Source organism: Azorhizobium doebereinerae UFLA1-100, from assembly GCF_000473085.1.
In the GTDB taxonomy this organism is placed as follows: domain Bacteria; phylum Pseudomonadota; class Alphaproteobacteria; order Rhizobiales; family Xanthobacteraceae; genus Azorhizobium; species Azorhizobium doebereinerae.
Genome location: NZ_AXBA01000013.1, coordinates 118,313 through 145,123, shown reverse-complemented (window position 1 = coordinate 145,123; position 26,811 = coordinate 118,313). Strand labels below are relative to the sequence as shown.

The 26,811-nt window shown below is 69.0% G+C and carries 27 protein-coding genes; 16 read left to right on the top strand and 11 right to left on the bottom strand.

Features of this window, described 5'->3' with window-relative positions:
- The first annotated feature begins 79 nt into the window (after window positions 1-79).
- The 15 genes from YU1_RS0111520 (at window position 80) to ubiG (ending at window position 15,781) form a co-directional block, all read left to right on the top strand.
- Window positions 80-415, top strand: coding sequence for a GIY-YIG nuclease family protein (locus YU1_RS0111520; protein WP_029004198.1), 336 nt, complete (start codon window positions 80-82; stop codon window positions 413-415).
- An 87-nt stretch (window positions 416-502) separates the two neighbouring features.
- The gene (gene ruvB / locus YU1_RS0111515) at window positions 503-1,540 is read left to right on the top strand and encodes a Holliday junction branch migration DNA helicase RuvB (protein WP_029004197.1); all 1,038 of its coding nucleotides are present in this window, start codon (window positions 503-505) and stop codon (window positions 1,538-1,540) included.
- Window positions 1,541-1,656: 116 nt separating this feature from the next.
- Window positions 1,657-2,184, top strand: a complete 528-nt coding sequence (gene ybgC, locus YU1_RS0111510) for a tol-pal system-associated acyl-CoA thioesterase (RefSeq protein WP_051356769.1) — start codon at window positions 1,657-1,659, stop codon at window positions 2,182-2,184.
- Window positions 2,185-2,464: 280 nt separating this feature from the next.
- Window positions 2,465-3,163 carry a protein TolQ gene (tolQ, locus tag YU1_RS0111505; protein ID WP_035715070.1) on the top strand — a complete coding sequence of 233 codons (699 nt, stop codon included), beginning with the start codon at window positions 2,465-2,467 and terminating at the stop codon, window positions 3,161-3,163.
- A gap of 6 nt (window positions 3,164-3,169) precedes the next feature.
- Window positions 3,170-3,622 (top strand): protein TolR, encoded by a 453-nt coding sequence (tolR, locus tag YU1_RS0111500; protein WP_029004194.1) that lies wholly within the window; start codon window positions 3,170-3,172, stop codon window positions 3,620-3,622.
- Window positions 3,623-3,633: 11 nt separating this feature from the next.
- Window positions 3,634-4,671, top strand: a complete 1,038-nt coding sequence (locus YU1_RS29090; protein ID WP_156922074.1) for a hypothetical protein — start codon at window positions 3,634-3,636, stop codon at window positions 4,669-4,671.
- 47 nt (window positions 4,672-4,718) lie between these two features.
- Window positions 4,719-6,026: a Tol-Pal system beta propeller repeat protein TolB gene (gene tolB, locus YU1_RS0111490; protein ID WP_035715065.1), complete on the top strand. Its 1,308-nt coding sequence runs from the start codon at window positions 4,719-4,721 to the stop codon at window positions 6,024-6,026.
- 420 nt (window positions 6,027-6,446) lie between these two features.
- Entirely contained in the window at window positions 6,447-6,941 is a 495-nt protein-coding gene (gene pal, locus YU1_RS0111485) for a peptidoglycan-associated lipoprotein Pal (protein ID WP_029004192.1), read from the top strand.
- Between the two features lie 282 nt (window positions 6,942-7,223).
- Entirely contained in the window at window positions 7,224-8,132 is a 909-nt protein-coding gene (ybgF, locus tag YU1_RS0111480; RefSeq protein ID WP_029004191.1) for a tol-pal system protein YbgF, read from the top strand.
- On the top strand, window positions 8,107-9,216 hold the full coding sequence (gene tilS / locus YU1_RS34725) for a tRNA lysidine(34) synthetase TilS (RefSeq protein WP_051356767.1): 1,110 nt from the start codon (window positions 8,107-8,109) through the stop codon (window positions 9,214-9,216). The genes ybgF and tilS overlap by 26 nt, the downstream gene beginning before the upstream one ends.
- A gap of 101 nt (window positions 9,217-9,317) precedes the next feature.
- Window positions 9,318-11,243: an ATP-dependent zinc metalloprotease FtsH gene (ftsH, locus tag YU1_RS0111470; RefSeq protein ID WP_029004189.1), complete on the top strand. Its 1,926-nt coding sequence runs from the start codon at window positions 9,318-9,320 to the stop codon at window positions 11,241-11,243.
- 118 nt (window positions 11,244-11,361) lie between these two features.
- Window positions 11,362-12,885: a murein biosynthesis integral membrane protein MurJ gene (gene murJ, locus YU1_RS0111465; RefSeq protein ID WP_035715003.1), complete on the top strand. Its 1,524-nt coding sequence runs from the start codon at window positions 11,362-11,364 to the stop codon at window positions 12,883-12,885.
- A 39-nt stretch (window positions 12,886-12,924) separates the two neighbouring features.
- On the top strand, window positions 12,925-13,794 hold the full coding sequence (locus YU1_RS0111460; protein WP_029004187.1) for an alpha/beta fold hydrolase: 870 nt from the start codon (window positions 12,925-12,927) through the stop codon (window positions 13,792-13,794).
- Between the two features lie 131 nt (window positions 13,795-13,925).
- Complete coding sequence (gene trpS, locus YU1_RS0111455; protein WP_029004186.1) at window positions 13,926-14,963, top strand: tryptophan--tRNA ligase; 1,038 nt, start codon at window positions 13,926-13,928, stop codon at window positions 14,961-14,963.
- 77 nt (window positions 14,964-15,040) lie between these two features.
- A complete protein-coding gene (ubiG, locus tag YU1_RS0111450; protein ID WP_029004185.1) occupies window positions 15,041-15,781 on the top strand; it encodes a bifunctional 2-polyprenyl-6-hydroxyphenol methylase/3-demethylubiquinol 3-O-methyltransferase UbiG in 741 nt (246 codons plus the stop codon).
- Window positions 15,782-15,797: 16 nt separating this feature from the next.
- Here ubiG and YU1_RS0111445 read toward each other — a convergent pair whose 3' ends face one another.
- From YU1_RS0111445 to YU1_RS0111415, 7 genes are all read right to left on the bottom strand, one after another.
- Window positions 15,798-17,186 carry a hypothetical protein gene (locus YU1_RS0111445; protein WP_029004184.1) on the bottom strand — a complete coding sequence of 463 codons (1,389 nt, stop codon included), beginning with the start codon at window positions 17,184-17,186 and terminating at the stop codon, window positions 15,798-15,800.
- A complete protein-coding gene (locus tag YU1_RS29085) occupies window positions 17,168-17,449 on the bottom strand; it encodes a hypothetical protein (RefSeq protein WP_035715002.1) in 282 nt (93 codons plus the stop codon). The genes YU1_RS0111445 and YU1_RS29085 overlap by 19 nt, the downstream gene beginning before the upstream one ends.
- Before the next feature lie 346 nt (window positions 17,450-17,795).
- Window positions 17,796-18,266, bottom strand: a complete 471-nt coding sequence (locus YU1_RS0111435) for a DUF1178 family protein (protein ID WP_029004183.1) — start codon at window positions 18,264-18,266, stop codon at window positions 17,796-17,798.
- The gene (locus YU1_RS0111430) at window positions 18,263-19,144 is read right to left on the bottom strand and encodes a carbon-nitrogen hydrolase family protein (protein ID WP_051356766.1); all 882 of its coding nucleotides are present in this window, start codon (window positions 19,142-19,144) and stop codon (window positions 18,263-18,265) included. Before YU1_RS0111430 ends, YU1_RS0111435 begins: the two co-directional genes overlap by 4 nt.
- Window positions 19,145-19,281: 137 nt before the next feature.
- The gene (grxC, locus tag YU1_RS0111425; RefSeq protein WP_029004181.1) at window positions 19,282-19,539 is read right to left on the bottom strand and encodes a glutaredoxin 3; all 258 of its coding nucleotides are present in this window, start codon (window positions 19,537-19,539) and stop codon (window positions 19,282-19,284) included.
- A gap of 56 nt (window positions 19,540-19,595) precedes the next feature.
- The gene (locus YU1_RS0111420; protein WP_245263300.1) at window positions 19,596-20,408 is read right to left on the bottom strand and encodes a ComF family protein; all 813 of its coding nucleotides are present in this window, start codon (window positions 20,406-20,408) and stop codon (window positions 19,596-19,598) included.
- A gap of 48 nt (window positions 20,409-20,456) precedes the next feature.
- A complete protein-coding gene (locus tag YU1_RS0111415; protein WP_084539817.1) occupies window positions 20,457-23,135 on the bottom strand; it encodes a heavy metal translocating P-type ATPase in 2,679 nt (892 codons plus the stop codon).
- A gap of 116 nt (window positions 23,136-23,251) precedes the next feature.
- Between YU1_RS0111415 and YU1_RS0111410 the strand changes: the two genes are divergently transcribed.
- Window positions 23,252-23,527, top strand: a complete 276-nt coding sequence (locus tag YU1_RS0111410; protein WP_029004178.1) for a metal-sensitive transcriptional regulator — start codon at window positions 23,252-23,254, stop codon at window positions 23,525-23,527.
- A gap of 1 nt (window position 23,528) precedes the next feature.
- Here YU1_RS0111410 and YU1_RS33425 read toward each other — a convergent pair whose 3' ends face one another.
- Genes YU1_RS33425 through rph form a run of 4 tightly spaced genes read right to left on the bottom strand, consistent with a single transcriptional unit; the run spans window position 23,529 to window position 26,580 of the window.
- A complete protein-coding gene (locus tag YU1_RS33425) occupies window positions 23,529-23,996 on the bottom strand; it encodes a hypothetical protein (RefSeq protein WP_156922070.1) in 468 nt (155 codons plus the stop codon).
- 51 nt (window positions 23,997-24,047) lie between these two features.
- The gene (gene hemW, locus YU1_RS0111405; protein WP_245263299.1) at window positions 24,048-25,235 is read right to left on the bottom strand and encodes a radical SAM family heme chaperone HemW; all 1,188 of its coding nucleotides are present in this window, start codon (window positions 25,233-25,235) and stop codon (window positions 24,048-24,050) included.
- Window positions 25,235-25,867 (bottom strand): RdgB/HAM1 family non-canonical purine NTP pyrophosphatase, encoded by a 633-nt coding sequence (gene rdgB, locus YU1_RS0111400; RefSeq protein WP_029004176.1) that lies wholly within the window; start codon window positions 25,865-25,867, stop codon window positions 25,235-25,237. Before rdgB ends, hemW begins: the two co-directional genes overlap by 1 nt.
- Entirely contained in the window at window positions 25,864-26,580 is a 717-nt protein-coding gene (rph, locus tag YU1_RS0111395) for a ribonuclease PH (RefSeq protein ID WP_029004175.1), read from the bottom strand. The genes rdgB and rph overlap by 4 nt, the downstream gene beginning before the upstream one ends.
- Window positions 26,581-26,811: the final 231 nt, after the last annotated feature.

Here is a 26,811-nt window from a genome sequence, read left to right as displayed (position 1 = left end):
GCGAAGCAAATTTTACCCAGATAAATATGGGAATGCAATTTAATCCGGGTATAAATAGTCGCCATTGAGGAGGCAACCCATGAACCGTGAAGACAGAAAGGCGGCCATTGCCGCGTACAGGGAGCGCAAGGTGCCGGCCGGCATCTATGCGGTGCGGTGCGCGGCGGTCCCCACCCCGTGGATCGGCGCAGCGCCGAATCTCGACATGATCCGCAACCGGATCTGGTTCACGTTGCGGCATGGCTCCCATACCAACCCGGCCATGCAGGCGGCGTGGCTCAGTCATGGGGCGGAGAGCTTCAGGTTGGAGATCCTGGAAGTCCTCCCCGAGGAGGATGTCGCCTACGTGCGCGGCCGCCTCCTGAAGGAGCGACTCACGCATTGGCGGGCGGTGCTGGATGCGCCGGCCGCATGACGTCGCGGCGGTGCCCGCGCCGATCCTGCGTGGCCCTCCCAGCACGAACAGACTAGAATCCGCCGACTCGCGATGGCACAAGGCCCCATGACACCTCCCCGCCTGATGACCGCCGAACCGCGTCCTGAGGACGAGGCCGATGCGACGCTCCGGCCGCAGCGGCTGGCCGATTTCGTCGGGCAGGCGCAGGCGCGCTCGAATCTGGAAGTGTTCATCAAGGCGGCCAGGGCGAGAGGCGAGGCGCTGGACCACGTGCTGTTCGTGGGCCCGCCCGGCCTCGGCAAGACCACGCTGGCGCAGATCATGGCCCGCGAGATGGGGGTCGGCTTCCGCTCCACCTCCGGCCCGGTGATCGCCAAGGCCGGCGACCTTGCCGCCATCCTCACCAATCTGGAAGAGCGCGACGTGCTCTTCATCGACGAGATCCATCGCCTCGCGCCGCAGGTGGAGGAAATCCTCTATCCCGCCATGGAGGACTACGAACTGGATCTGGTGATCGGCGAGGGGCCGGCGGCACGCTCGGTGAAGATCTCGCTGCCGAAATTCACGCTCGTCGGCGCCACCACCCGCTCGGGGCTGCTCACGACGCCGCTGCGTGACCGCTTTGGCATCCCGGTGCGGCTGGTGTTCTACACGCTGGACGAGCTTGAATATATCGTCACGCGCGGAGCGCGCGTGCTCGGCATCGGCATCGTGCCCGAGGGGGCGCGGGAGATCGCGCGGCGGGCGCGCGGCACGCCGCGTATCGCCGGGCGCCTGCTGCGCCGGGTTCGCGACTTCGCCCTGGTTGCGGGTGCCGAGGCCATTGACCGCGCCATCGCCGACCAGGCGCTGCTGGCCCTCGACGTGGATGCGGCCGGCCTCGATGCCATGGACCGGCGCTATCTCAGCGTGATCGCCCAGCACTACGGTGGCGGGCCGGTGGGCGTCGAGACGCTGGCGGCGGCTCTGTCCGAGCCGCGCGACGCCATCGAGGAGATCGTCGAGCCCTATCTGGTGCAGCAGGGCTTCATCCAGCGCACGCCGCGCGGCCGCATGCTGACCTCCGGCGCGTTCCGCCATCTCGGCCTTGCCGAGCCGCAGCGGCCGGCGAGCGCCTTGCCGCTGTTCGACGAAGGTGATTAGACACGGTCGCGATGCGCCGCATGCGCGCGGATCGCTGAGGCGGACGCGGCCTGCGGCCGGAACGGACCGGGCGCCGCCGGTTCTCCGCGGCAAACCTTCTGCGCAAGGATCTCTGGATGAAGACTGACCTTTCCGGCGAACGCGCCACGGTGCCCGGTGAGCGCGAAGCCCATCCGCATCTGGCCGGCCACCTGATCCCCGGGGGGCACAGTCTGGCGCTGCGGGTCTATTATGAGGACACTGACTTCTCCGGCATCGTCTACCACGCCAACTACCTGAAGTTCATGGAGCGCGGCCGCTCCGATTACATGCGCCTGCTGGGCGTCGTGCAGGGCGAACTGTTTGCCGAGGCCGCCGCCGAGGCGCCGGGCTTTCACTTCGTCGTGCGCTCCATGCAGATCGACTTCAGGAAGCCGGCGCGGATCGACGACGTGCTGGAAGTGGTGACCCTGTCCAAGGACGTGGCGGGTGCCTCCATCACGCTCGCCCAGTCGGTGAACCGGGGCGACGAGGTCCTGGTTTCAGCGCTGGTGCGGGTCGCCTTCGTCTCGCAGGGCCGCGCCACGCGCATTCCTGATGCGCTTCGGCGGGCGACCCTGGAGGACGCCACGATCCTCGCCGGTGCTGCTGCACCGCAGCGCTAACCCTCCCTTAAGCTTAATGACGGTAGGTTCGCGACGCATCACGGCATGCTGCGTCGCAGTCCATCGCCCAAGTTTGGACAGAGTCCGCCTGGAAAGAGCAGCGGCGGGCCTTTGCCAAAGAGGACGGGGACCGGCGCTCTTTGCCATCGCGCGGTCGGGCCAGCCGAGGAATGAAGATGAAATCAGCCATCCGGGCGCGGGGGCGTCGATGAAGAAATGGATTCCGACGCTGGCGACGCTGCTTGTGCTCGCCGCGTCCAGCGCGTGGGCGCAAGCCGACATGGGCGCGACGGCCCTGCCGGCTCCCAGCGCCAACTTCTCCCTGATCGGCCTGTTCCTGCAGGCGCACTTCGTCGTCAAGCTGGTGATGATCGGCCTCGTGGCTTCCTCCGTCTGGGTCTGGGCGATCATCATCGACAAGACGCTGCTGTACAGCCGCACCCGCGAGGAGATGGACCGCTTCGAGCAGGTGTTCTGGTCCGGCCAGAGCCTGGAAGACCTCTATCGATCCCTCGCTGGCCGGCCCAACCAGGCCATGGCCGCCATCTTCGTCGCCGCCATGCGCGAGTGGAAGCGCACCTATGAGGGCGGCGCGAAATCGCTCACCGGCCTCAACCAGCGCATCGAGAAGGTGATGGATGTGACCATCGCCCGCGAGGTGGAGCGGCTGGAGAACCGTCTTCTGGTGCTCGCCACGGTGGGTTCGGCGGGTCCGTTCGTCGGCCTGTTCGGCACGGTGTGGGGCATCATGACCTCGTTCCAGGCCATCGCCGCCTCGAAGAACACCAATCTCGCCGTCGTGGCGCCGGGCATCGCTGAAGCCTTGTTCGCGACGGCGATGGGCCTCATTGCGGCCATTCCCGCGACGATCTTCTACAACAAGTTCGTCTCCCAGGCCGGGCGCCAGGCCCAGCGCCTGGAAGGGTTCGCCGACGAATTCTCGGCCATCCTGTCACGGCAGATCGACGAGCGGGGCTGAGCGATCATGGGCATGGGCGGAGGCGCCGGGGGCGCATGGCAGAGCAGGCGGTCGCGGCGTCGTCGCAGCGGCGCGGTGATGGCCGAGATCAACGTGACGCCCATGGTGGACGTCATGCTGGTGCTGCTCATCGTGTTCATGGTGGCCGCGCCCATGCTGACCGTGGGCGTGCCGCTGGACCTGCCGCAGACCCAGGCCAAGTCCATGAACCAGGACAAGGACCCGCTGACCATCTCGGTGAACGGGAAGGGGCAGATCTTCCTGCAGGAGACCGAGATCAAGCTCGATGAGCTGGTCGCCAAGCTGCAGGCCATCGCGCAGAACGGCTATGAGGAGCGCATCTTCGTGCGCGGCGACAAGACGGTGAATTACGGCACGGTGATGCAGGTGATGGGGCGCCTTTCAGCCGCTGGCTTCAAGAAGGTGGCGCTGGTGACCGAGACGGAGCAAGGGAGCTGAAGCGGATCAAGATGCGCGTCGGTCTTACCGCATCGACCCTCGCCCATGGGGGCGTGATCGTCCTAGCCTTGGTGTCCTTCGCGGCGCCGAGCCCCTTCGACACGCCCCAGCCGGATCCCATCAATGTGGACGTGATTTCCGCGTCCGACCTCTCGCAGATGACCAAGGGCAACGAGAAGGGCAAGAAGACCGAGACCAAGAAAGTGGTCGCCGAGAAGGTTGATGCCCCCAAGCCCGTGAACGATCCCAACCTCAAGGTGTCGGACAAGCAGGAGGTGGAGCCGAACTCGCCTCCGCCTCCCCCGCCGGCGCCCACGCCTGCCCCGCCCAGGCCGGAGGAGGCCAAGCCGACGCCGCCGACCCCGAAGGTGGAAGAGCCGAAGCCCACCCCGACTCCGCCCAAGGCGGAGAAGCCGCCGGAGCCGAAGGTGGAGCAGAAGGCCGACGAGGGCCTGAAGGCGGATCCCAAGAAGGATCAGCAGAAGCAGGAGGCGCAGACCCCGCCGCCTCCGCCGCTGCCGCAGCGCAAGCCCGCCATTCCGCCGCCGCAGCCAACCCGCACCGCGGCCGACGCCAAGCCGCAGGAGCGGCCGCTCGACTATGACAAGATCGCGGCTCTGCTGGACAAGCGCACGCCGCAGCGCAACGCCGCCGCCGACCAGGCGGTGTCGCAGACCGCTGCCCTCGGCGCGCCGCGCGGCGATGCCCAGACGCTCTCACAGAGCGAGATCGACGCCCTGCGTGCCCGCATCCAGTCCTGCTGGAGCCCGCCGGCCGGCGCCTCCGAGGCGAGCGACCTGCGCGCGGCCGTCACCGTGTCGTTCAAGCCCGACGGCTCGCTGGCGGTCTCCCCGCAGCTCGCGGGCGTGACCCCGGCCTCCTCCCCTTATGGCCCCGCCTTCGCCGACAGCGCCATGCGCGCAATCATCCGCTGTGCGCCCTACAGCTTCCTTCCGGCGAACAAATACAATGTCTGGAAGGACATCGAGCTGGGCTTCAGCCTGAGAGACATGCTCGGCCACGCGGATCAACCGAGAAGAACCCAATGACCGAATTCTCCCGCTTGCTGTCTGATCGCTTTGCCGGCCTTGGCGGGATGTCGCGCCGCTCTCTTCTGGCCGGCGGCGCCGCCCTCGCCGGCGCGTCCGCCCTGTCCGGCGGTGCCGCCCAGGCGGCGCTGAAGCTGGAAATCACCTCCGGCACGCCGCAGCCGATCCCGATCGCCATCACCGATTTCGTCGGCGAGGTGGAGCAGGGCCGAGCGATCAGCGGCGTCATCAGCGCCGACCTGAAGCGCTCGGGCCTGTTCTCGCCCATCGATCCGAAGGCCTTCGTCGAGAATATCAGCAATCCGGACACCGCTCCGCGCTTCCAGGACTGGCGCGTCATCAACGCCCAGGGCCTCGTCACCGGCCGCGTCACGCGCCAGGGCGACGGGCGGCTCAAGGCGGAATTCCGCCTGTGGGACGTGTTCGCCGGCCAGCAGCTCATGGGCCAGCAGTATTTCACCCAGCCGGAGAACTGGCGGCGGGTGGCCCACATCATCGCCGACGCCATCTATGAGCGGCTGACCGGCGAGAAGGGCTATTTCGATACCCGCATCGTGTTCGTGGACGAGAGCGGCGCCAAGGACCGGCGCGTGAAGCGCCTCGCCATCATGGACCAGGACGGCGCCAACGTGACCTATCTCACGCGCGGCGACAGCCTGGTGCTGACCCCGCGCTTCTCGCCGACGAGCCAGGAGATCACCTACATGTCCTACGGGCAGTCGGACCCGCGGGTCTATCTGCTCAACATCGAGACCGGGCAGCGGGAGATCGTCGGCAACTTCCCCGGCATGAGCTTCTCGCCGCGCTTCTCGCCGGACGGGCAGCGGGTGATCATGAGCCTGCAGCAGGGCGCCAATTCCAACATCTTCGTCATGGACCTGCGCTCCAAGGCGACCACGCGCCTCACCGACACCCCGGCCATCGACACCGCGCCGTGCTATTCGCCGGACGGCCGGCAGATCTGCTTCGAGAGCGACCGGGGCGGCTCGTCCCAGATCTACATCATGAATGCCGACGGCTCGAACCAGCGGCGGGTCTCGTTCGGCAATGCGCGCTACAATACGCCGGTCTGGTCGCCGCGCGGCGACGTCATCGCCTTCACGCGGCAGGCCGAGGGCAAGTTCGCCATCGGCGTCATGCGCCCGGACGGCCAGGGCGAGCGGGTGCTGACCGAGGGCTATCACAACGAGGGGCCGACCTTCGCGCCGAACGGCCGGGTGATCATGTTCTTCCGCGATCCGCCCGGGGCTGCTGGCGCCAACCTCTTCACCATCGACGTCACCGGCTATAACGAGCAGCGCGTGCCGACCCCGAGCTACGCCTCCGATCCGGCCTGGTCGCCCTTGCGCTCGTGATCCGCGCTGTTGCCGCTCGGCCACAGCCTACGGCAAACGCCATCGCCGCCGTGAGCCCACGGCTTTGCCTTGATGACGCCATCGGCCACGCCCACTGCTAGCCGCGCCCGGCAGGGTTGTGTCGCGCCGGGCATCCGGGACGCCGTCTGCCTCTCGCGCCAGTGCGCGCCCCTTCAGGATTTGAAAACCATAAATCACAGTCGTGAGCCGGATGCGCCGCCAGGCGCGGCTCGCGGAGGGAATGCGCGGAAGGGCGGAACCTCCGCTTAACCAAGCGGCTGCTAGAGCACGGTCATGAGCTTGCAACGCACGCTGATGAACGGGTCGCTCTTTCATTCGATGAGCCGGCGGCCTCACCGCAGCGTTGAGGTCCGGCTCGCAGGACATCATCCGGGCTGAGTCAGGAAGGGAGACACCGGAATGCTTCATTTGGGTTTCGCACGCGGATTCCGGTTCGCCGCCATGATTGGCGTGGTTCTGGCACTCGCGGCCTGCGCCAACAATCCCAATGCCAACGGCGGAGCCGGTATGGGCGGCGCGGGCGGCCCTCCCGGTTCGCCGCAGGAGTTCGTGGTTTCGATCGGTGACCGCGTGTTCTTCGACACCGACCAGACGGACCTCTCTCCCGAGGCCCGGGCCATTCTCGACCGGCAGGCGCAGTGGCTGCAGCAGTACAGCCGCTACAGCTTCACCATCGAGGGCCATGCCGACGAGCGCGGCACGCGCGAATACAACATCGCTTTGGGGGCGCGCCGTGCCCAGAACGCGCGCGACTATCTGGTCTCGCGCGGCATCGACGCGGCCCGCATCCGCACCATCTCTTATGGCAAGGAACGGCCGGTGGCGGTGTGCAACGACATCTCCTGCTGGTCGCAGAACCGTCGCGCTGTGACGGTGCTGAACCCCACCAGCTGAGGACGGCGCCGGCCCGGCGGTGATGCCGTGCGGGCTGGCGTGGACTGAGGACGGCGGGACATGTCCCGCCGTTCAGGCCAGATTGACCATGATGCGGTCATTACCTCCAATGTCACGACGATTTCATGCTATGGAGCCGGCGCAAACAACGCCGGCTTTTCGTTTTTCTACGGTGTGCGCTGCGGTAGGGGGCCACACTTTGGACGCGATCAAACGCCTAAGGTGCTCAGTTCGCGAGGCACTTCCATGTACTTGCCCCCAGGGTCTTCCAGCAGCGGTGCCATGAATCGGAATGGCTTTTTAAAGATTGTCCTGGTGATTGCCGGCGTTGCCGCCCTGTCCGGGCCGGCGTCGGCGCAGCAGTCCGGTGGCGGGCTGTTTGGCGACATCTTCAAGCCGCCGGCAAATGTTCAGAACGACGCGGTTGCCAACCAACAAAGTGAACTGCTGATGCGCATCGAGCGCATCGAGAACCAGTTGCGGCAACTGACGGGTCAGATCGAGCAGCTTCAGTATCGCAACCAGCAGTTGGAGCAGCAGCTGAATGCCCGTGCCGGCGGCCCGCCGCCCGCGACGGCTGCTGCCCCGGTCGCGCCGCGGCCGGCGATCCCCGCGCCTGCCGCCACCGCGCCCACTGGCCGCCGCTCGGATGCGTTCGACCCCAATGAAGACCCGGCCGCGCCGGGCGTGCCCCAGCCGCTCGGCTCGCCGGCCAGCGCGTCGGCCGCGCCGCCGCGTCCCACCGGCGCGCCGCTCGATATCGGCGCCGGTCAGCGGCCGGCGGCCCAGCCGACCGCGCTGCCCGCCTCGACGCCCAAGGATCTCTACGACCTTGGCTATTCCTATGTGCAGCGGCAGGATTATCCGGCCGCCGAGCAGACGTTCCGCCAGTTCCTCCAGGCCTATCCCGGAGACCGCCTGACCCCGGACGCTACCTTCATGCTGGGGGAGAGCCTCTACCTGCGCCAGACCTATAAGGAGGCGGCCGAGCAGTTCCTCCAGGTCTCCACCAAATATCCCAACTATACCAAGGCGCCCGATGCGCTGCTGCGGCTCGGCCAGTCGCTCGTTGCCCTCAACGAGCGGGAAGCCGCCTGCGCGACCTTTGCCGAAGTGGACCGCAAATTTCCGCGCGCCACGTCCAACCTGCGTCAGGCGGTCGAACGTGAGCAGAAACGTGCAGGCTGCTGAGCGCGGTCGCGCCGCCCCCCTGATCGACGACGATCTTGAGCCGTTGTTCGCCGGCTTTCGCGGCTATTCGCGGATCCTGCTCGGCGTCTCCGGCGGCCCGGATTCGACGGCCATGCTGCTGCTGGCGCGCAACTGGCGCTATGCCCAGCTGGAGGGGCCGAGCTTTTTCGTCGCCACGGTCGACCACGGGCTGCGGTCCGGCTCCGACACCGAGGCCGCCGCAGTCGGCGCGCTGTGCGAGCGCATCGGGCTGCCGCACGTGGTGCTGCCGTGGCGGGGGCCGAAGCCGAGCACCGGCATCCAGGAAGCGGCGCGCGACGAGCGCTACGGCCTGCTGCGCGCCTTCGCCCGGGAAAACGGCCTGGAAGCTCTGGCCCTCGCCCATACGCTGGACGATCAGGCCGAGACGGTCCTGTTCCGCCTGTGCCGGGGGTCCGGCATCGGCGGGCTCGGGGCCATGCGGCCGGTGTCGCAGCGCGGCGGCCTTGCCATCCTGCGCCCGTTCCTGACCACCCCGAAGGCGCGCCTGGTGGCGACCCTGAAGGCTTCGGGCACGCCTTTCGCCCGCGATCCCAGCAACGAGGACCCGCGCTTTGCCCGCCCTCGCCTGCGCGCGTTGGCGCCGGTGCTGGAGGAGGAGGGCCTGGACGCCGAGCGGCTGGCGCTGCTGGCCCGCCGCGCCGGCCGGGCAGATGCTGCGCTGGAGGCGGCGACCCACAGGGCGCAGGAAGAGCTGGGCCTGGGCCCCTGGTCGGCGGATACCGGCATCCGGCTCGACGCGCCCGGCTTTTTCGCCCTGCCTGAGGAAATCGGGCTGCGGCTCTTGGTCCGCGCGGTGACCGCCTGCGCCTCCGAGGGGCCGGCGGAACTGGCCAAGGCCGAGCGGCTGTTCGAGGCGCTGCAGGGCGCGGATGCCCAGGGCATGCGGCTTCGCCGGACATTGGCCGGGGCCGTGGTCACCCTCAGGCAAGGTAGTTTGAGTATCGCTACGGCACCATCGCGGCAGGCAGCGGTGGACAGCCTCGCGGCAAATTCAGCGCTTCCGCAAGCGCTCGTCCTTGGCAAGGAAGGGGGCGACCCCTAAATTACGGGAGGACGCGGCGGGACTTGTCGGCGCGAGGAGGGGGGCTTGACGGCCCAATGCACCTTTCTCGGCGACGTCACGCGGCGCCCCATGAGGGACCAATGAACGCCAACCTACGCAATTTTGCCCTTTGGGTAATCATCGTCCTGCTGCTGCTGGCGCTGTTCTCGCTCTTCCAGAGCCCGGGGCAGCGGAGCAGTGCGAACGACATTTCGTTCTCCCAGCTGTTGTCGGACGTGGACCAGGGCCGGGTGCGCGACGTCGTGATCGAAGGTCCGAACATCTCGGGCGCCTTCACCGACGGCCGCCAGTTCCAGACCTACGCGCCCAACGATCCCTCCCTCGTGCAGCGCCTCTATGGCAAGGGCGTCGCCATCACCGCGCGTCCGCCGTCGGACAATGTGCCGTGGTTCGTCAGCCTGCTGGTGTCCTGGCTGCCCTTCATCGCCCTGATCGGCGTGTGGATCTTCCTGTCCCGCCAGATGCAGGGCGCGGGCGGCAAGGCCATGGGCTTCGGCAAGAGCCGCGCCAAGCTGCTGACGGAAGCGCACGGCCGCGTGACCTTCGAGGACGTGGCCGGCATCGACGAAGCCAAGAGCGACCTCACCGAGATCGTGGACTTCCTGCGCGACCCGCAGAAGTTCCAGCGCCTCGGCGGCCGCATCCCGCGCGGCGTGCTGCTGGTCGGCCCCCCCGGCACCGGCAAGACGCTGCTCGCCCGCGCCATCGCGGGTGAGGCGAACGTGCCCTTCTTCACCATTTCCGGCTCGGACTTCGTGGAGATGTTCGTGGGCGTCGGCGCCAGCCGCGTGCGCGACATGTTCGAGCAGGCCAAGAAGAACGCCCCGTGCATCATCTTCATCGACGAGATCGACGCGGTGGGTCGCCACCGCGGTGCCGGCCTCGGCGGCGGCAATGACGAGCGCGAGCAGACCCTCAACCAGCTCCTGGTGGAGATGGACGGCTTCGAGGCGAACGAGGGCATCATCCTCATCGCCGCCACCAACCGTCCGGACGTGCTCGACCCGGCGCTGCTGCGTCCCGGCCGCTTCGACCGCCAGGTCGTGGTGCCGAACCCGGACGTGGTCGGCCGCGAGCAGATCCTGAAGGTCCATGCCCGCAAGATCCCGATCGCCCCGGACGTGAACCTCAAGGTCATCGCCCGCGGCACCCCCGGCTTCTCCGGCGCGGACCTCGCCAACCTCTGCAACGAGGCGGCGCTGATGGCGGCCCGGCGCAACAAGCGCATGGTCACCATGGGCGAGTTCGAGGACGCCAAGGACAAGGTGATGATGGGCGCGGAACGCCGCTCGCTGGTCATGACCGAAGAGGAGAAGATGCTGACCGCCTATCACGAAGGCGGGCATGCCATCGTCGCCCTCAACGTTCCGGCCACCGACCCGGTGCACAAGGCCACCATCATCCCGCGCGGCCGCGCGCTGGGCATGGTCATGCAGCTCCCCGAGCGGGACAAGCTCTCCATGTCCTACGAGCAGATGACCTCGCGCCTCGCCATCATGATGGGCGGCCGCGTGGCGGAAGAGCTGATCTTCGGCCATGACAAGGTCACCTCGGGCGCTGCCTCCGACATCGAGCAGGCCACCCGCCTCGCGAAGATGATGGTGACGCGCTGGGGCTTCTCGGACGAGCTCGGCCAGGTGGCCTATGGCGACAACCAGGACGAAGTGTTCCTGGGCATGTCCATGGGCCGCACCCAGAGCGTCTCGGAAGCCACCGCGCAGACCATCGACAAGGAAGTCCGGCGGCTGGTGGACGAGGGCTATATCGAGGCCAAGCGCATCCTCACTGAGAAGGCCGACGCTCTCGAAACCCTGGCCCGCGGCCTGCTGGAATACGAGACCCTCAGCGGCGACGAGATCATCGACCTGCTCGACGGCAAGCCGCCGGTGCGCGACACGGTGATCGAGCCTGCCAACCCGCGCGGCCCGACGGTTCCCACCGCCGGCAAGAACCGCCCCCGTCCGGGCGGCTCGCCCGGCAGCGCCGAGCCCCAGCCGCAGGCGTGAGGGCCCGAGGATCGACATCGAAACGCCCGCCTCGTGCGGGCGTTTTGCTTTTCATCCCAGCGGGCTCCGGCCGCCGGGCCGACTTGCCAGAAGGGGCCGTTCCGCGCCACTTGAGCTGATGCGCCTGCCCGTTCCGCCCGCCTCCCTCACCCGCGCCTCCATCGTCAGCGCCGCGACGCTCGGCTCGCGCCTGCTCGGGTTTGCGCGGGATGCCGGGACGGCGGCGGTGCTCGGAGCGGGGCCGCTGGCGGATGCGCTGATGGCGGCGCTGGCCCTGCCCTTGCTGGCGCGGCGGCTGCTGGCGGAGGGCGCCTTCAACGCGGCGCTTATCCCGGCCCTGGCCAGGGCCGAGGCGACGGGCGGCCCGGCGGGCGCGCGGCGGCTCGCCACCGCCACGTCGATCGTGCTGTCCGCGTTGCTGCTCGGCTTCGCCATTCTCGGTGGTCTGTTCATGCCGGCGCTCATCCGCATCCTGGCGCCGGGCTTCGAGGCGGGTGGTCCGCGCGCCGATCTCGCCATCGCTTGCGGGCGCATCGCCCTGGTCTATCTGCCGCTGGCCGGTGCCGCGGCGGTCTATGGCGGCCTCGCCAATGCCGGCGGGCGGGTGGCGCTGCCGGCGTTCGCGCCGATCCTGGCCAATATCGTGGTTCTGGCTGCCATCGTGGTGATCGCCTCGCAGGGGTTGATCGCCACCGCCACGGCGGCGGAGGCCGTGGCGCTGGCGACGGTGGCGGCGGGCGTGGCGCAACTGGCTCTGATGGTGCGGGCGGCTCGCGCCCTTCCCGCCGCGCCGCGCGATCTCAAGGGCGACTGGCGCGGTGCCCGCGCGGTGATGCGGGCCAGCACGCCGGCGCTGCTGTTCGCCGGGCTGGCGCAACTGCGCCTGATCATCGTCGCCGCCGTCGTCTCGGCCGATCCCGGCAGCGTGTCGGCGCTGAACTATGCCCAGCGGCTGGTGGACCTGCCGCTCGGCCTTGTCGGTGCCAGCGCCGGCGCCGTCCTGGTGCCGCTGCTGGCGGCCGGTGGGCGCGGGGCGGGGCGCGAGGCGTCGGGTGCCCTCGTCGCGGCGCTCGGCCTTGCGCTTCCGGCGGCGCTGGGCCTCGCTTTGCTGGCCGATCCCATCGTCGCCGTGCTCTACCAGCGCGGCGGCTTCACGGTGGAGGACGGCCGCGCCACCGCCCGGCTGCTCGCCGTGCTGGCCTTGGCCCTGCCTGCGCAGGGGCTGGAGCGGGTGCTGGCCGCCACGGCGCTGACCCACGGCCTCACGGCGCCGGTGGAGCGGGTGGGGCTCGCCTCGCTCGCGGCCTGCCTCGTCTTGGCGGCAGGGCTGAATGCGGCTTTCGGCCCGGCGGCGGGCGCGGCCGGGATCGCCATCTGCGGCACGGGGAGCGCGCTCGCCATGCTGCTGCTGCTGGCCCGGCGGGGCCTCATCGTGCTCGATGCTCCGCTTCGGCGGCAGGCGCTGATTCTGTTCGGCGCCAGCGGGTTCATGGCCCTGGTGGTGGCCGGTCTCGACGCGGTCTGGCCCGCACCCGCGTCTCAGAGCCTCGCGGGGCTGCTCCGACTTGCCGGGCTCGTCGCGGCCGGCATGGTGAGCTATGGCCTCGTCGTGCTGGCGTTTCGCCGCCGGCGGGCAGTGTAGCGTCGGGGCACCCAGGGGTGGCCCGCAGCGGAGGACGACATGGCTGAGCCACGGTATTTCGCCTATCCGAGCACGGACGGCCTTGCCCTCTTCGGGCGTGTGTGGGGCGAGCCGCAGGCGTCTCCTCCCATCGTCCTGCTGCCGGGCCTGACGCGCAATTCGCGGGACTTCGAAGCCCTGGCGCAAGCGCTCTCCGGCCATCCCGAGCGCCCCCGCCAGGTGGTGGCGCTCGATTTCCGCGGCCGCGGCGGCTCGGCCTACGGTCCCGTCGCCAGCTATAATCCGTTCCAGGAAGCCCAGGACACGCTGCGGGGGCTGGCGGAACTGGGCATCTCCCGCGCCGTGCTGCTGGGCACCTCGCGCGGCGGGCTGGTGATGCTGATGCTCGCTTCCCTGCTGAAGCGAGCGGGCCTGTTCGCGGGCGCCATCTTCAACGACATCGGCCCGGTGATCGAGGCGGCCGGCCTCACCCGCATCGCCGGCTATGTGGGCAAGCCCATTCCCGAAGATTGGCCGGGGCTGGTGGCGGATCTGAAGGGCGCGCAGGGCGCCCTGTTTCCCGCGCTGTCGGACGATGAGTGGGAACGCTACGCCCGCCAGATCTATCGCGACGACGGCGGCCGGCCGCGCCTCGCCTATGACGCCGCGCTGGAGGAGGCATTCCGCGCCTTCGATCCGGCAAAGCCCGCCCCTGATCTCTGGCCCGCCTTCGACGCGCTGGTCGAGGTGCCGATGATGGTCGTTCACGGCGCGCTCTCCGACATCCTGTCCGGCGAGACGGTGGCGCAGATGGCGGCGCGCCATCCCGGCCTCGCGGTTTATTCCGTCGCGGACCAGGGGCATGCCCCGCTGCTCTGGGACGAGGCGTCCCACGCGGCCATCCAGGCCTTCCTCGACGGCATCGCCTGAGGGGGACACCGTGCGCCCTTGCATCGCGGGGCGGGGGCTGGCATGACGCGGCCTCATCCTTCAGGCGGGCTCGCGAGGGCCGCCGTCATCATGCGGATGGCGCAGGGGCGCCGTCCTTCAGGAGGTCGCCAATGGCGGCGGTCGCGGAACGCGTCTTCTCCGGTGTCCAGCCCACCGGCAATCTGCATCTCGGTAATTATCTCGGGGCCATCAAGCGGTTCGTGGCGCTTCAGGACAGCTACGACTGCATCTATTGCGTGGTGGACCTGCACGCCATCACGGTCTGGCAGGACCCGGCCGAGCTGAAGCGCCACACCCGCGAGGTCACGGCCGCCTTCATCGCCTGCGGCATCAACCCGAAAGACCATATCGTCTTCAACCAGAGCCAGGTGTCCGGTCATGCGGAACTGGCCTGGATCTTCAACTGCGTCGCCCGCATGGGCTGGATGAACCGCATGACGCAGTTCAAGGAGAAGGCTGGCAAGGACCGCGAGAACGTCTCGCTGGGCCTGTTCGCCTATCCCAGCCTGATGGCGGCCGACATCCTGCTCTATCGCGCCACCCGCGTGCCGGTGGGCGAGGACCAGAAGCAGCATCTGGAGCTGACGCGCGACATCGCGCAGAAGTTCAACGTGGATTTCGCCCCCTCCATCGCCGCCACCGGCCATGGCGAGGGCTATTTCCCGCTGACCGAGCCGCTGATCGCCGGCCCCGCCACCCGCGTCATGAGCCTGCGCGACGGCGCGAAGAAGATGTCGAAGTCGGATGCCTCCGACATGTCGCGCATCAACCTCACCGACGATGCGGACGCCATCGCCTCCAAGGTGCGCAAGGCCAAGACCGATCCCGAGCCGCTGCCGTCCGAGGAAGAGGGCCTGAAGGCGCGGCCGGAGGCGGACAATCTGGTGGGCATCTATGCGGCGCTCTCCGACACCACCAAGCAGGCGGTGCTGGGCGAATATGGCGGCGGCCAGTTCTCCACCTTCAAGATGGCGCTGGTGGACCTCGCCGTCGCCAAGCTCGGCCCCATCGGCGGCGAGATGAAGCGCCTGATGGACGACGTGGCGGCCATCGACGCCATCCTGTCGGACGGCGCGGACCGGGCGCGGGTGATCGCCGACCAGACTATCCGCGACGTGAAGGACGTCGTCGGCATGGTCCGCGGCTGAGGCCGGCACGCCCGGCGCCTCGCCTTGTGGCGGCCCCGGCCGGGGCGTAGACCTGTCCCGATCAAGGAGGCGTTGAGATGCAGGCGAACGCGACCATCGACCCGTCCGAAGTGGCTCGCTTCGACGCGCTCGGCGCCGAATGGTGGGACCCCAAGGGCAAGATGGCGCCTCTGCACGCCATCAACCCGGTGCGGCTCGGCTTCGTGCGCGACGTGCTGGTGCGCCATTTCGGCCATGACGGCCGGGCACTGCGCCCGTTGAAGGGGCTGCGCATCCTCGACATCGGCTGTGGCGGCGGGTTGCTCAGCGAGCCGCTGGCGCGCATGGGCGCGCACGTGGTGGGCGTCGATCCCGCGCCGGGCAATATCGAGGTGGCCAAGGCCCATGCGGCCGAGGGCGGGCTCGACATCGACTACCGCCAGGGCACCGCCGAGGAACTGGCGGACGCCGGCGAGCGCTTCGACGTCGTGCTGGCCCTGGAAGTGGTGGAGCACGTGGCGGACGTGGGCCTGTTCCTGCGCCGGGCAGGGGAGATGGTGAACCCCAACGGCGTCATGGTGGTGTCCACCCTCAACCGCACGCCCAAGAGCTTCGCCCTCGCCATCGTCGGGGCGGAATACATCCTGCGCTGGCTGCCGCGCGGGACCCACCGCTGGGACAAGTTCATCACCCCCGACGAGCTGGAGGCGAGCCTTGCGGCGGCGGGCTTCCAGGTGAGCGAACTGGCGGGGATGGTGTTCGACCCGCTGCGTGGGGAATGGCGGATCGCGGCGGATACCGACGTGAACTATTTCCAGGTGGCCACGCCGGCGCGCTGAGGGCGGCCGGTGCGTCTCAGCCGGCGCCGCCGTCCGGCAGGGTGGCAAGCTCGCCCCAGGGCAGGGATTTCGCCCGGCAGGCCCGGTCGGCGACGACGCCCAGCACCGGGCGGTGCGCGGGCGTGAGCCCCAGGCGGCGCAACAGCAGGGCCTCGTAGAGATCAAGGCGGGTCCGCCAGACCGGCTGGCTTTCCGAGACCGTCCCGGAATAGACGAAAAACACCTCGTCCTGCGGGCCGGCCATGTGGCGCACCACGCCGACATGCCAGCCCTGGGGCGCCAGGATGGCGACGGCGAGCCGGCAGCCGTCCGGTCCCGTTCCCCGCAGGATCGCCAGATCGAGGTCGCGTCTGGGCTGCCGCACGGCGAGGCCGTTGCGGTTGAGGAAATCCATGGTCGCCTCGATGCTGGCCTGCCGGGGGTCCGGTGCCGCGTCGGGGGCCGCGCCGGGTTGCTTGAGCGCGACGCCGGCCAACAGCGCGATGGCGAGGAAGACCATGAGCCGTGTCGGCGCCGGAGCTGGAGCGGGCAGGGCAGTCGGCCTGTCGGGTGCATCCACGCCACGGTGGCCGGCGCCGAGGCGGCGGACACCGACCCAGCAGACGGCGAGCAAAGCGGCGGTGGTCAGCCAGTTCATCGCCGCGTTGCCCACGGGGCCGTGGAGGACGGCGTGCTCCGCGGGATTGAGCGCCAGGACCGCGAGACGGGCCACATTCAGGGCCATGGCCGCCAGGCAGGCGAGCAGGCCCCAGCCGGCGGCCCGGGCGGACCAGGGGCTGCGGGCTCCCACCATGAACGCCACCCAGCAAAGCAGCGCCAGCGCAACGGTGACGAGCGACGAGCAGGTGGGGGCGATCCACAGCACGCCGGAGCCGCCGGGATAGAGCACGGCATTCTCCACATGCTCCGTGCCGACGAGAGAGGCGACGAGGGCGGCTTCCGCCGTCAGGACGGGACCGCTGAAGGCCGACAGCAGCAGGCGGCTCCACAGCATGGGGATGGTGATCGCCAGCAGCAGCCGGCCGCCATCCCGCAGGGCCGGTTCGCGCGCCGGGGCCCAGGCCAGATAGAGGCCGAGGCCTGTCATGGCGAGCCAGCTGGCCTGCGCCACCGGCACAAGGCAGGCCGCGAGGCAGAGAAGGCCGACGGCCATGTCGGGGCGGGACGCCCGCTCGTCGCCGCCCTCCCGGAGCCGGGCCACAGCCATCGCCATGGCGACCCACACGATGGGACTGATGTCGAACGTGTCCATCAGCGCGGCCGTCCAGCCCCGCGCGAGGCCGCTATCGCTGACGCGGATGACGAGGCCGTTGGCGAAGCCGAGGGTCGCGAGCGCGGCGAAGAGGTCCTTGCGTCGCGGCTCGAAGCGCTGGGCCGGCCGGGCGATCAGCGGCGACGGTGCCATTTGAACGCCTTGTAGGCGGCGAAGGCGGCGAGAAGGGGCAGGCCGGCGGCCGCCACGGGAGCCGGTGCGCCGTTGTTGTCGTCGCCGCCCCCATGATCCTCGCCGCCGTGGCCACCACCGCCACCGCCACCACCGCGGCCGGGCCACCACCCGCCGCCGATGTTGATCTGGATGAAGCCGAGATCGATGGTCAGGGCGTTGGCCGCGTTGAGCGAGCCAAGGCCGATGACGGCCGACAGGAGGGCGAGACGCAAGACGTACATGGCAAGTCCCAAGCGCTGGCAGCACCGGGCGGGTCGCCAGCCTCATTCAGTCACGGGCTGGCACCACTCCCCAAGCGGCCTCCTGGGGCGAGGCCTGCGGTCGAGATGCCACTTGTGGGGGGGTAGGCCAGTCACGCATCCCTGGCGAGCGTCGGGGCATGGCGTTTACCTCCGATCTGGCGGGCACTTCGCATGAAATGGCCCCTCTCGCAGGCGGTGAGGCCATGCCGGTCCGTTCTCGGCCCATGCGCCCCATGGGCCGAAGGCTGCCCAAGCGGCAGCCCGGTCGCGCATCGCTATCTATCCAGGCTGGATGCGTCCCGCGCGGCGCGGTTGTGGCGCAGCGTCAGTTGCGGTCTTCCGGCAGCACCGGAAGGGGGAAGACCTCCACCTCGTCCTCGCGCAGCGCTTTCAGTTCCTCGGATGTCGCCTCGCCATAGATGGAGCGGTGCTCCAGCGTGCCGTCATGCATCTGCCGGGCGAGATCGGCGAAACTGTCGCCGACATAGTCCGCATTGCGGGTCACGTGGTCCCGCAGTTCACGAAGCAGCTTGCGGAAGGTCTCCTCCTGCTCGCCCATGATGGCGACGGAGGTGGCGGGCGCTTCGGCCTGGGGCGGCGCGGCTTCGGTGGCGCGGGGCCGCCGCTTGTCGCCGCGGGTGACGGCGGGCGCCATCATCGCCTTCTCCACCTCGGTGGTGCCGCAGGTCGGGCAGGCGACGAGGCCGCGGGTCTTCTGCGCGTCGAAACTGTCGGAGGAGGGGAACCAACTGTCGAACGTATGGTCCTGGACGCATTTGAGCGTGTAGCGGATCACGACGAGGCCCCCACCACATGCAGATGGCTCGACGTGCCTTCCGCCATCTCGAAGCGGCGGCCGTGGCGCAGCGAGGGGATGCGCGCCCGGGCCGCCTCCACTTCCGCCATGTCCAGCTCGGCGAGGATGACGGCGGGATCGGTGCCGCCTTCCGCGATGACCCGGCCCCAGGGATCGACCACCAGCGAGTGGCCATAGGTCTCGCGGCCGTTCTCATGGCGCCCGCCCTGGGCGGCGGCGAGCACATAGGTGCCGGTCTCGATGGCGCGGGAGCGCAGGAGGATGTGCCAATGGGCTTCGCCGGTGGGGCGGGTGAAGGCGGACGGAACGGTCAGCACCTGCGCGCCGCTTTCCGCCAGCGCCCGGTAGAGGGCTGGGAAGCGCAGGTCGTAGCAGATGCTCATGCCGAGCGTGACGTCGCCGACGGCGCCCAGCACCGCCCGTTCGCCGGGACGGTAGGCGGTGGATTCGCGGTAGCTCTCGCCATTGGGCAGGTCCACGTCGAACATGTGGATCTTGTCGTAGCGGGCGGCGATGTCGCCGTCGGGACCGATCAGGAAGCCGCGGTTGGCTGCCCGGTTCTCGGAGACCTTCACCGCCAGCGAGCCGATATGGAGATGGATGCCGAGCTCGCGGGCCAGGGCGCGGAAGGCGGCGAGGGCTGGGTCGGCGGCCTCCTCCTGGAGGGTGGCGAACAGCACAGCGCGGTCCATTTCCATGAGATTGGTGGTCTCTGGCGTCTGGACGTAGCGCGCGCCGTCGCGCGCCGCTTCACGGATCAGGGCCGAGGCAAGCTCGATATTGGCCGCAACGTTTCGCCCGGTGCGCAATTGCACGAGGCCCACGCGCAGGCGCCCGGTCTTGGAGGTGCTGTTCATCGGTCTGGCTCACACGAGGGTGACGTCTTCGCCGGTCGCGGGATGACGGGCCTCAGAGACGAGAGGACGCTGCTGCGTCCATCTCACGGACGGCTGAAAGAGGCAAGCACGGGCGCGGGTATGGGCCGGCGGCGGTGTCAGGCGGCCGTCAGGGCATCCAGCCGGCCGGCATCTTCCAGCGCATAGAGATCGTCGCAGCCGCCGACATGGGTCTCGCCGATGAAGATCTGCGGCACCGATGTGCGACCGCCTGCCTTCTTCGACATCTCCTGCTGGCCGGCAGGATCGGTGGTGACGTCGATCTCGGTGAAGGTCCAGCCCTTTCGCCGCAGCAATTCCTTGGCGGCATGGCAATAGGGGCACCAACTTTTGGTGTAGATGACGATCGATTTCATGCAGATCCTCGTCGCGACGTATGTGACGTCACGAAAGCGTCGCATGATAGCCTGGGTCAGCCAGCTTCCACAACCCGCGCGAACGTCAGGACGTCTATGCCGGAAGCGCCGGTCCGGCGCAGTGTCCGAGCGCAGGCATCGACTGTAGCTCCGGTTGTAAAAACGTCATCTACCAGCAGGACGCGCCGTCCGGCCACCGCGCCGGCCTGGCGATCGGGAACGGCGAAGGCGCCCGCGACATTGGCGCGGCGTTCGGCGCGGGTCAGCGAGATCTGCGACGGCGTGGCCCGGCGGCGCACCAGCGCCTCGGTGCGGGTCTCCACGCCGCTGAGGCGGGACAGGTGCCGGGCGAGCAAAGCGGACTGGTTGAAGCGCCGCCGCCACAGCCGCAGCGGATGCAGCGGCACGGGAATAAGCACGTCCGCCTCCGCCAGGAGCTCGCGGCCGGCGCGGGCCATCATCCGGGCCATGGGCACGGCGAGGTCCATCCGGTCGGCATATTTCAGCCCGTGCACGAGATCCTGCGACACCGGGCCGAACAGGGTGGCGGCACGGGCGCGGTCGAAGGCGGGCGGGTCGGTGATGGCTTCCACCGACAGCCGGCCTTCGCTGGCCTCGAAGGGAAAAGGCGTGCCGAGGCGTTCGCAGAACGGCCGCTCGATGAGGCGCAGGCGGCTCCAGCACGGGCCGCACAGGGGGCCGGAGGTGGCGACGATGGCGCGGCAGGAGATGCAGGTGGGCGGGAGCACGAGGTCGAGCACCGCCCGCCCGCCGGCCCGCGCCATATGCCTGGTGCTGCGGCCCGCCGTCTCCAGCCAGTGCCGGACGATCGCGTTCCTTCCGGTGGCTTCCCTTCCCGTGTCTTCCATCGCCCCCTCCCGCGCCATGGTGCGCTGGAGGGGGTTGGGCGTCGAGGCCTATTCGGGCGTCCAGCGCCGCAGCAGCAGGGCGTTGGCGATGACGCTGACAGAGGACAGCGACATGGCCGCCGCCGCCACCATGGGCGAGAGCAGCAGGCCGAGGACGGGATAGAGGATGCCCGCCGCCAAGGGCACGCCCGCCGCATTGTAGATGAAGGCGAAGAACAGGCTGCGGCGGATGTTGCGCATGGTGGCGCGCGACAGCGAGCGGGCCTGGGCGAGGCCGGCGAGGTCGCCCTTCAGCAGCGTGATGCCGGCGCTTTCCATGGCGACGTCGGTGCCGGTGCCCATGGCGATGCCCACGTCCGCCGCCGCCAGGGCGGGGGCGTCGTTGACGCCGTCGCCGGCCATGGCCACCACCTGGCCTGCGGCGCGCAGGCGGGCCACCACGTCGGCCTTGCGGTCGGGCAGCACGCCGGCCTCCACCTCGGAAATGCCCAGGCGCCGGGCCACCGCCTCGGCTGTGGTGCGGGTATCGCCGGTGAGCATGACGACGCGCACGCCTTCCGCCGCCAGGGCCTTCAGGGCGGCGGGGGTGCTGGACTTCACCGGGTCGGCAATGGCGATGAGGCCGGCCGCGACCCCGTCCGCCGCCGTGAAGATCACCGTGGCGCCGTCCTGCCGCAGGCGCTCGGCTTCCGCCGTCAGCGCATCGGTGGCGATGCCCTGCTCGGCGAGGAAGTCCGCATTGCCCACCAGCACGCGCCGGCCCTCGACGGTGCCGCTGACGCCCTTGCCGGAGATGCTCTCGAAATCCCGGACGTCGCCGAGCGCCAGACCTCGCGCGGCGGCCTCAGCCACGATGGCGGCGCCGAGCGGATGCTCGCTGGAGCGCTCCAGGCTGGCGGTGAGGCGCAGCAATTGGGCGTCCTCCACGCCGACAGCGCGCAAGGCGGTGACCTTGGGCTTGCCTTCGGTGAGCGTGCCGGTCTTGTCCACCACCAGCGTCGTCACCTTCTCCATGCGCTCCAGCGCCTCGGCGCTCTTGATGAGGATGCCGGCCTGGGCGCCGCGGCCGACGCCGACCATGATGGACATGGGCGTTGCGAGGCCGAGGGCGCAGGGGCAGGCGATGATGACCACGGAGACCGCGGCCATGAGCGCGAAGGTGAGGCGCGGCTCCGGCCCCACCAGCATCCACACCGCGAAGCTCGCCGCCGCCGCCGCCAGCACCAGCGGCACGAACCAGCCGGAGACCTGATCGGCGAGGCGCTGGATGGGCGCGCGCGAGCGCTGCGCCTGCGCCACCATCTGCACGATCTGGGCGAGCAGCGTCTCGCGCCCCACCTTGGTGGCGCGCATAACGAAGCCGCCGGACTGCACCAGCGTGCCGGCGATGGTGCTGCCGCCCACCTCCTTGGTGACGGGCAGGGATTCACCGGTGACGAGGGATTCATCCACCGCCGCGCGGCCGTCCTCCACCGTGCCGTCCACCGGCACTTTTTCGCCGGGGCGCAGGCGCAGGCGATCGCCGGGGTGGATCTCCTCGATGGCCACGTCCGCCTCGCTGCCGTCGGCGGCGATGCGGCGGGCGGTCTTGGGGGCGAGGCCGAGCAGCGCCTTGATGGCGCCCGAGGTGGCGTCGCGGGCGCGCAGCTCCAGCACCTGGCCCAGCAGCACCAGCACGGTGATGACGGCGGCGGCCTCGAAATAGGCCGGCACCGCCCCGCCGTGGCCGCGCAGGGCCATGGGGAACACGCCAGGCAGGAAGGTGCCGACGAGGCTGTAGAGGAAGGCGACGCCGGTGCCGAGGGCGATCAGCGTGAACATGTTGAGGTTGCCGCTCTTCACCGAGGCGACGCCGCGCTCGAAGAAGGGCCGGCCCGCCCACAGCACGACGGGGGTGGCGAGCACGAACTGCACATAGTTTGATACCTGCGGGTCGAGCAGGTGCAGGCCGAGATGGCCGCCCATCTCCAGCACGAAGACCGGGATGGTGAGCGCAAGGCCGATCCAGAACCGGCGGGTCATGTCCACCAGTTCGGCATTGGGGCCGTCGTCCAGGCTCACCACGTCCGGTTCCAGCGCCATGCCGCAGATGGGGCAACTGCCCGGGCCGATCTGACGGATCTCCGGGTGCATGGGGCAGGTGTAGACGGTGCCTTCCGGCACATCCGCCGCCGGCGGCTTGCCGTCGCCGGTGTAATGCTCGGGATGGGCATCGAACTTGGTCTTGCAGCCGGCCGAGCAGAAATAGACCGGGGCGCCGTCGTGGCTGGATTGGTACTTGGCGGTGGCCGGGTCCACGTCCATGCCGCAGACCGGGTCTTTGGCGAGCTCTGTGCCGTGGGCGTGGTCGTGATGGTCGTGGCCGTGGTGGGTGTGGTCGTGGGCTGCCTGGGCGGCCTTGGCCTCCGCCCGCGCCCTGGCCTTGGCGAGCTGGGTCTCCGGGTCGGCTTCGAACTTGGTCTTGCAGCCGTTGCAGCAGAAATAGAAGGTCTTGCCGTTGTAGGCGGTGCTGTGCTTGGCGGTGGCGATGTCCACGCTCATGCCGCACACCGGATCGATGGCCTTCGGCGACAGGTCGAGCGGTGCCGGCGCGGCGCCGCCGCAGCAATCGCCACCTGCGGCCTTCGCGGCGGGCGTCGCCGAAAGGTGCAAAGGCGACGGGGCCTTGCCGCCGCAGCAGGAGCCCTGGGCCTCGCCGGGGGCGTGGGTGTGATCTTCGTGTGCCATGATGCCTCCAGCCAAGCGGAGGTGCGATGCCGGCGCCTTGCGCTGCATCACATCTCATTACCCCCTAGGGGTATCTAGCCTTGCCTTTTATACCCTCAGGGGGTATCTCATCAAGCATGAAAGAGCCGGCCAGATCTTCCGTCCTGAAACGCCTCAACCGTATCGAGGGCCAAGTGCGCGGCATCGCCCGCATGGTCGAGGAGGATCGATACTGCATTGACATCATTACCCAGATCGCCGCCGTCCGCGCCGCCCTGCGGCGCGCGGAGGAGGAGGTGCTGCGCGATCATGTGGGCCATTGTGTCGCGCACGCCATCCGCTCCGGCGACGCAGAGGAGCAGGCGAAGAAGATCGACGAGCTGATGGACGTTCTGGTGCGCGCGGAGCGGTAGTTTAATTCGCGCAGGAAATTATTTGATCTAAAATGCAGAATATCAGTGCGAATACAAATAATATTGCCGATAGGGCGGTTGTTATTGTTTTTGGAGCGTAGATCGACAAGCCCGCTCTGGTTGAAGGGCGTTCAATATAATCCATTTTAACATCAATAATTGATGATTTTAATTCATTTTCTCTGATATATTTTGAATTATATATGATAAAATAACCACTATAAGAAGATAGCGTTATTAGGCCTAGCATAAATAAAATAAATGCTATCATATATAGCGTGTCTAAATTTCCTTTTTTTAATAGTAGTCCTGCTACAAGGGTCGCTCCCGCCCCGTGTCCGGCCCATAAGCGGGAAATGAAATTTTCGTAAGCTAAAGACGTCTCATTGATTCTATTTTGAATCGCCTCCCGCAGTGCCTCCTGACCGAAAGGAGGTCTAACTGTATGTTCGGCATTATCGTCTCCCATCGCGTATGCTCCAGGCCCCCCACGAAGCCAGCATAGCATCGAAACGGTAACTCAAGCCGCCAGCGCCGCGATCACCGCATTCAGCACCGGGAAGCCGGCGGGCAGCACGCGCAGGCGCTGGCCCTCCAGCGCCACCAGCCCCTCGTCGGCCAGGGCCGCGATGCGGGCCGGGGCGATGGGCGCGCCGCCGAGGCGCGCATGGCGGGCGAGGTCAACGCCCTCGGTGAGGCGCAGGCCCATCAGCAGCATCTCGTCCGCCTGATCGGGCCGGCTCAGCACCTCCTCGGACAGGATGCCGTGGCCATCGGCCTCCACCTTGGCGAGCCAGGCCTCCGGATTGCGCTCCGTGACGGTGGCGCGGCGTTCGCCGCTTGTGCCCACGCGGCCATGCGCGCCAGGGCCGATGCCCGCATAGAGGCCGTAGCGCCAATAGACCAGATTGTGCCGCGCCTCAGCGCCCGGGCGGGCGTGGTTGGAAATCTCATAGGCCGGCAGGCCGCAGGCCGCCGTCACTTCCTGGGTCACGTCCCATAGCGCGCGGGCGTGGTCGTCGTCGGGGATGATGAGCTTGCCGGCGGAATAGAGCTTCTCGAACGCCGTGCCCGCCTCGATGGTGAGCTGGTAGAGCGAGAGGTGCTCGCAGCCCTGGTCGATGGCGCGGGACAGTTCCCGGGCCCAGTCCTGCGGATTCTGGCCGGGCCGGGCATAGATGAGATCGAACGACACGCGGTCGAACACGCTGCGCGCCAGCGCCACGGCCTTGAGTGCCTCGTCCACGCTGTGCATGCGCCCCAGCGCCTTGAGCTGGGCATCGTCCAGCGCCTGCACGCCCAGCGAGACGCGGTTGACGCCGGCCGCGCGATAGCCGCGGAAGCGTTCCGCCTCGACGCTGGTGGGGTTGGCCTCCAGGGTGATCTCGGCGTCCGCCGCCAGCGGCCAGGCCTCGCGGATGGCATCGAGGATCGCCGCCACCGTCTCCGGCGCCATCAGCGAGGGCGTGCCGCCGCCAAAGAACACGCTGCCGGCCGTGCGCGGCCCGGTCAGCGCGCGGGTGTGCGTGATCTCGCGCCGGAAGGCAGCGACGAAGCGCGCCTGGTCCGGCGGGGACTGCCGGACATGGCTGTTGAAGTCGCAATACGGGCATTTGGCGCGGCAGAAGGGCCAATGCACATAGACGCCGAAGCCGCCGGCGGAGGCATCGTCCGCCGGCATCGTGTCCAGCATGGCGGTGCCGGCCATCAGCCCTCCAGGCAGGCCAGCGCGAGCTGGCGGAAGGCGCGGGCGCGGTGGGAGAGGCCGAGGCCCAGCGGCGGCATGGAGTGCTTCTCCACCGAGGTCATCTCGCCGAAGGTCTGGCTGTAGCCGTCCGGCAGGAAGCAGGCATCGTAGCCGAAGCCGTGCGGGCCGCGCGGCGGCGCCACCACCTGGCCCTCGACGATGCCCTCGAATTCCTCCAGGTGCCCGTCCGGCCAGGCGATGCACAGCGCCGAGACGAAGCGGGCGGTGCGCTGCGCGGGCGTGACGGCGCCGCGGGCGTTCAGCTCCGCATCCACCTTGCCCATGGCCATGACGAAATCCTTCTCGGGCCCGCCCCAGCGCGCGCTGTAGATGCCCGGGGCGCCGTCGAGCGCGTCCACCACCAGCCCGCTGTCGTCGGCGAAGGCGGGCAGGTTGGCGGCCTTGGCGGCCGCCTCCGCCTTGATGCGGGCGTTGGCGCGGAAGGTGGTGCCGGTCTCCTCCGGCTCGCCGAGCCCCAGTTCCCCGGCGGACACCGCCTCGATGCCGTGCGGCGCCAGCAACTCCTGCATTTCCCTGAGCTTGCCGGGATTGTGGGTGGCGATCACCAGCCGCCCGGTCAGCGTCCGGCTCACGCCTTCACCGCCTGCTTCTGCAACTCCACCAGCTCGTTGATGCCCTTGCGGGCGAGGCCGAGCAACTCCAGCAGTTCGTCCTGGGAGAACGGGGTCTTCTCGGCGGTGCCCTGGATCTCGACGATGCCGCCCGAGCCGGTCATGACGAAATTGGCGTCGGTCTCGGCCTTGCTGTCCTCGGCATAGTCGAGGTCGCACACCGGCTTGCCCTCATAGATGCCGCAGGACACCGCCGCCACGTGCTCCTTCAGCGGGATCGTCTTCAGCATGGAGCGCTGGTACATCCAGCTCAGGCAATCATGCAACGCCACCCAGGCGCCGGTGATGGCGGCGGTGCGGGTGCCGCCGTCCGCCTGGAGCACGTCGCAGTCGAGCGTAATCTGGCGCTCGCCGAGGCCCACCAGATCGGTGACCGAGCGCAGCGAGCGGCCGATCAGGCGCTGGATTTCCTGGGTGCGGCCGGACTGCTTGCCGGTGGTGGATTCGCGCCGGGTGCGCTCCAGCGTGGCGCGGGGCAGCATGGCGTATTCCGCCGTCACCCAGCCCCGGCCCTGGCCCTTCAGCCACGGCGGCAGGCGCTCCTCCAGCGTGGCGGCCACCAGCACGTGGGTGTCGCCGAACTTCACCAGGCAGGAGCCCTCGGCATGGCGCAGCACGCCCCGTTCGAAGGAAACGGCGCGCATCTCGTCATGGGCGCGGCGGCTGGGGCGCATGGACTGGTCCTTTCAACCTTGAGGCCGCCCCCATGTTGGAGGTCGTGGCCGGCGCGATGTCCGGGCCGGGCAGGGGGCTGCCGAAAACTGGATGGGTCAGGAGGTGTCCGAGACATCTGGTGTCTTCGGGCATCCCGCGACGGCGGCCTCCTTTTAGGGGCGCGACGCGGTAGGCCGCAAGACCGCTTGAATGCAAAGGCGGGAAACGACACATAATAGGGCCGAGGAGAG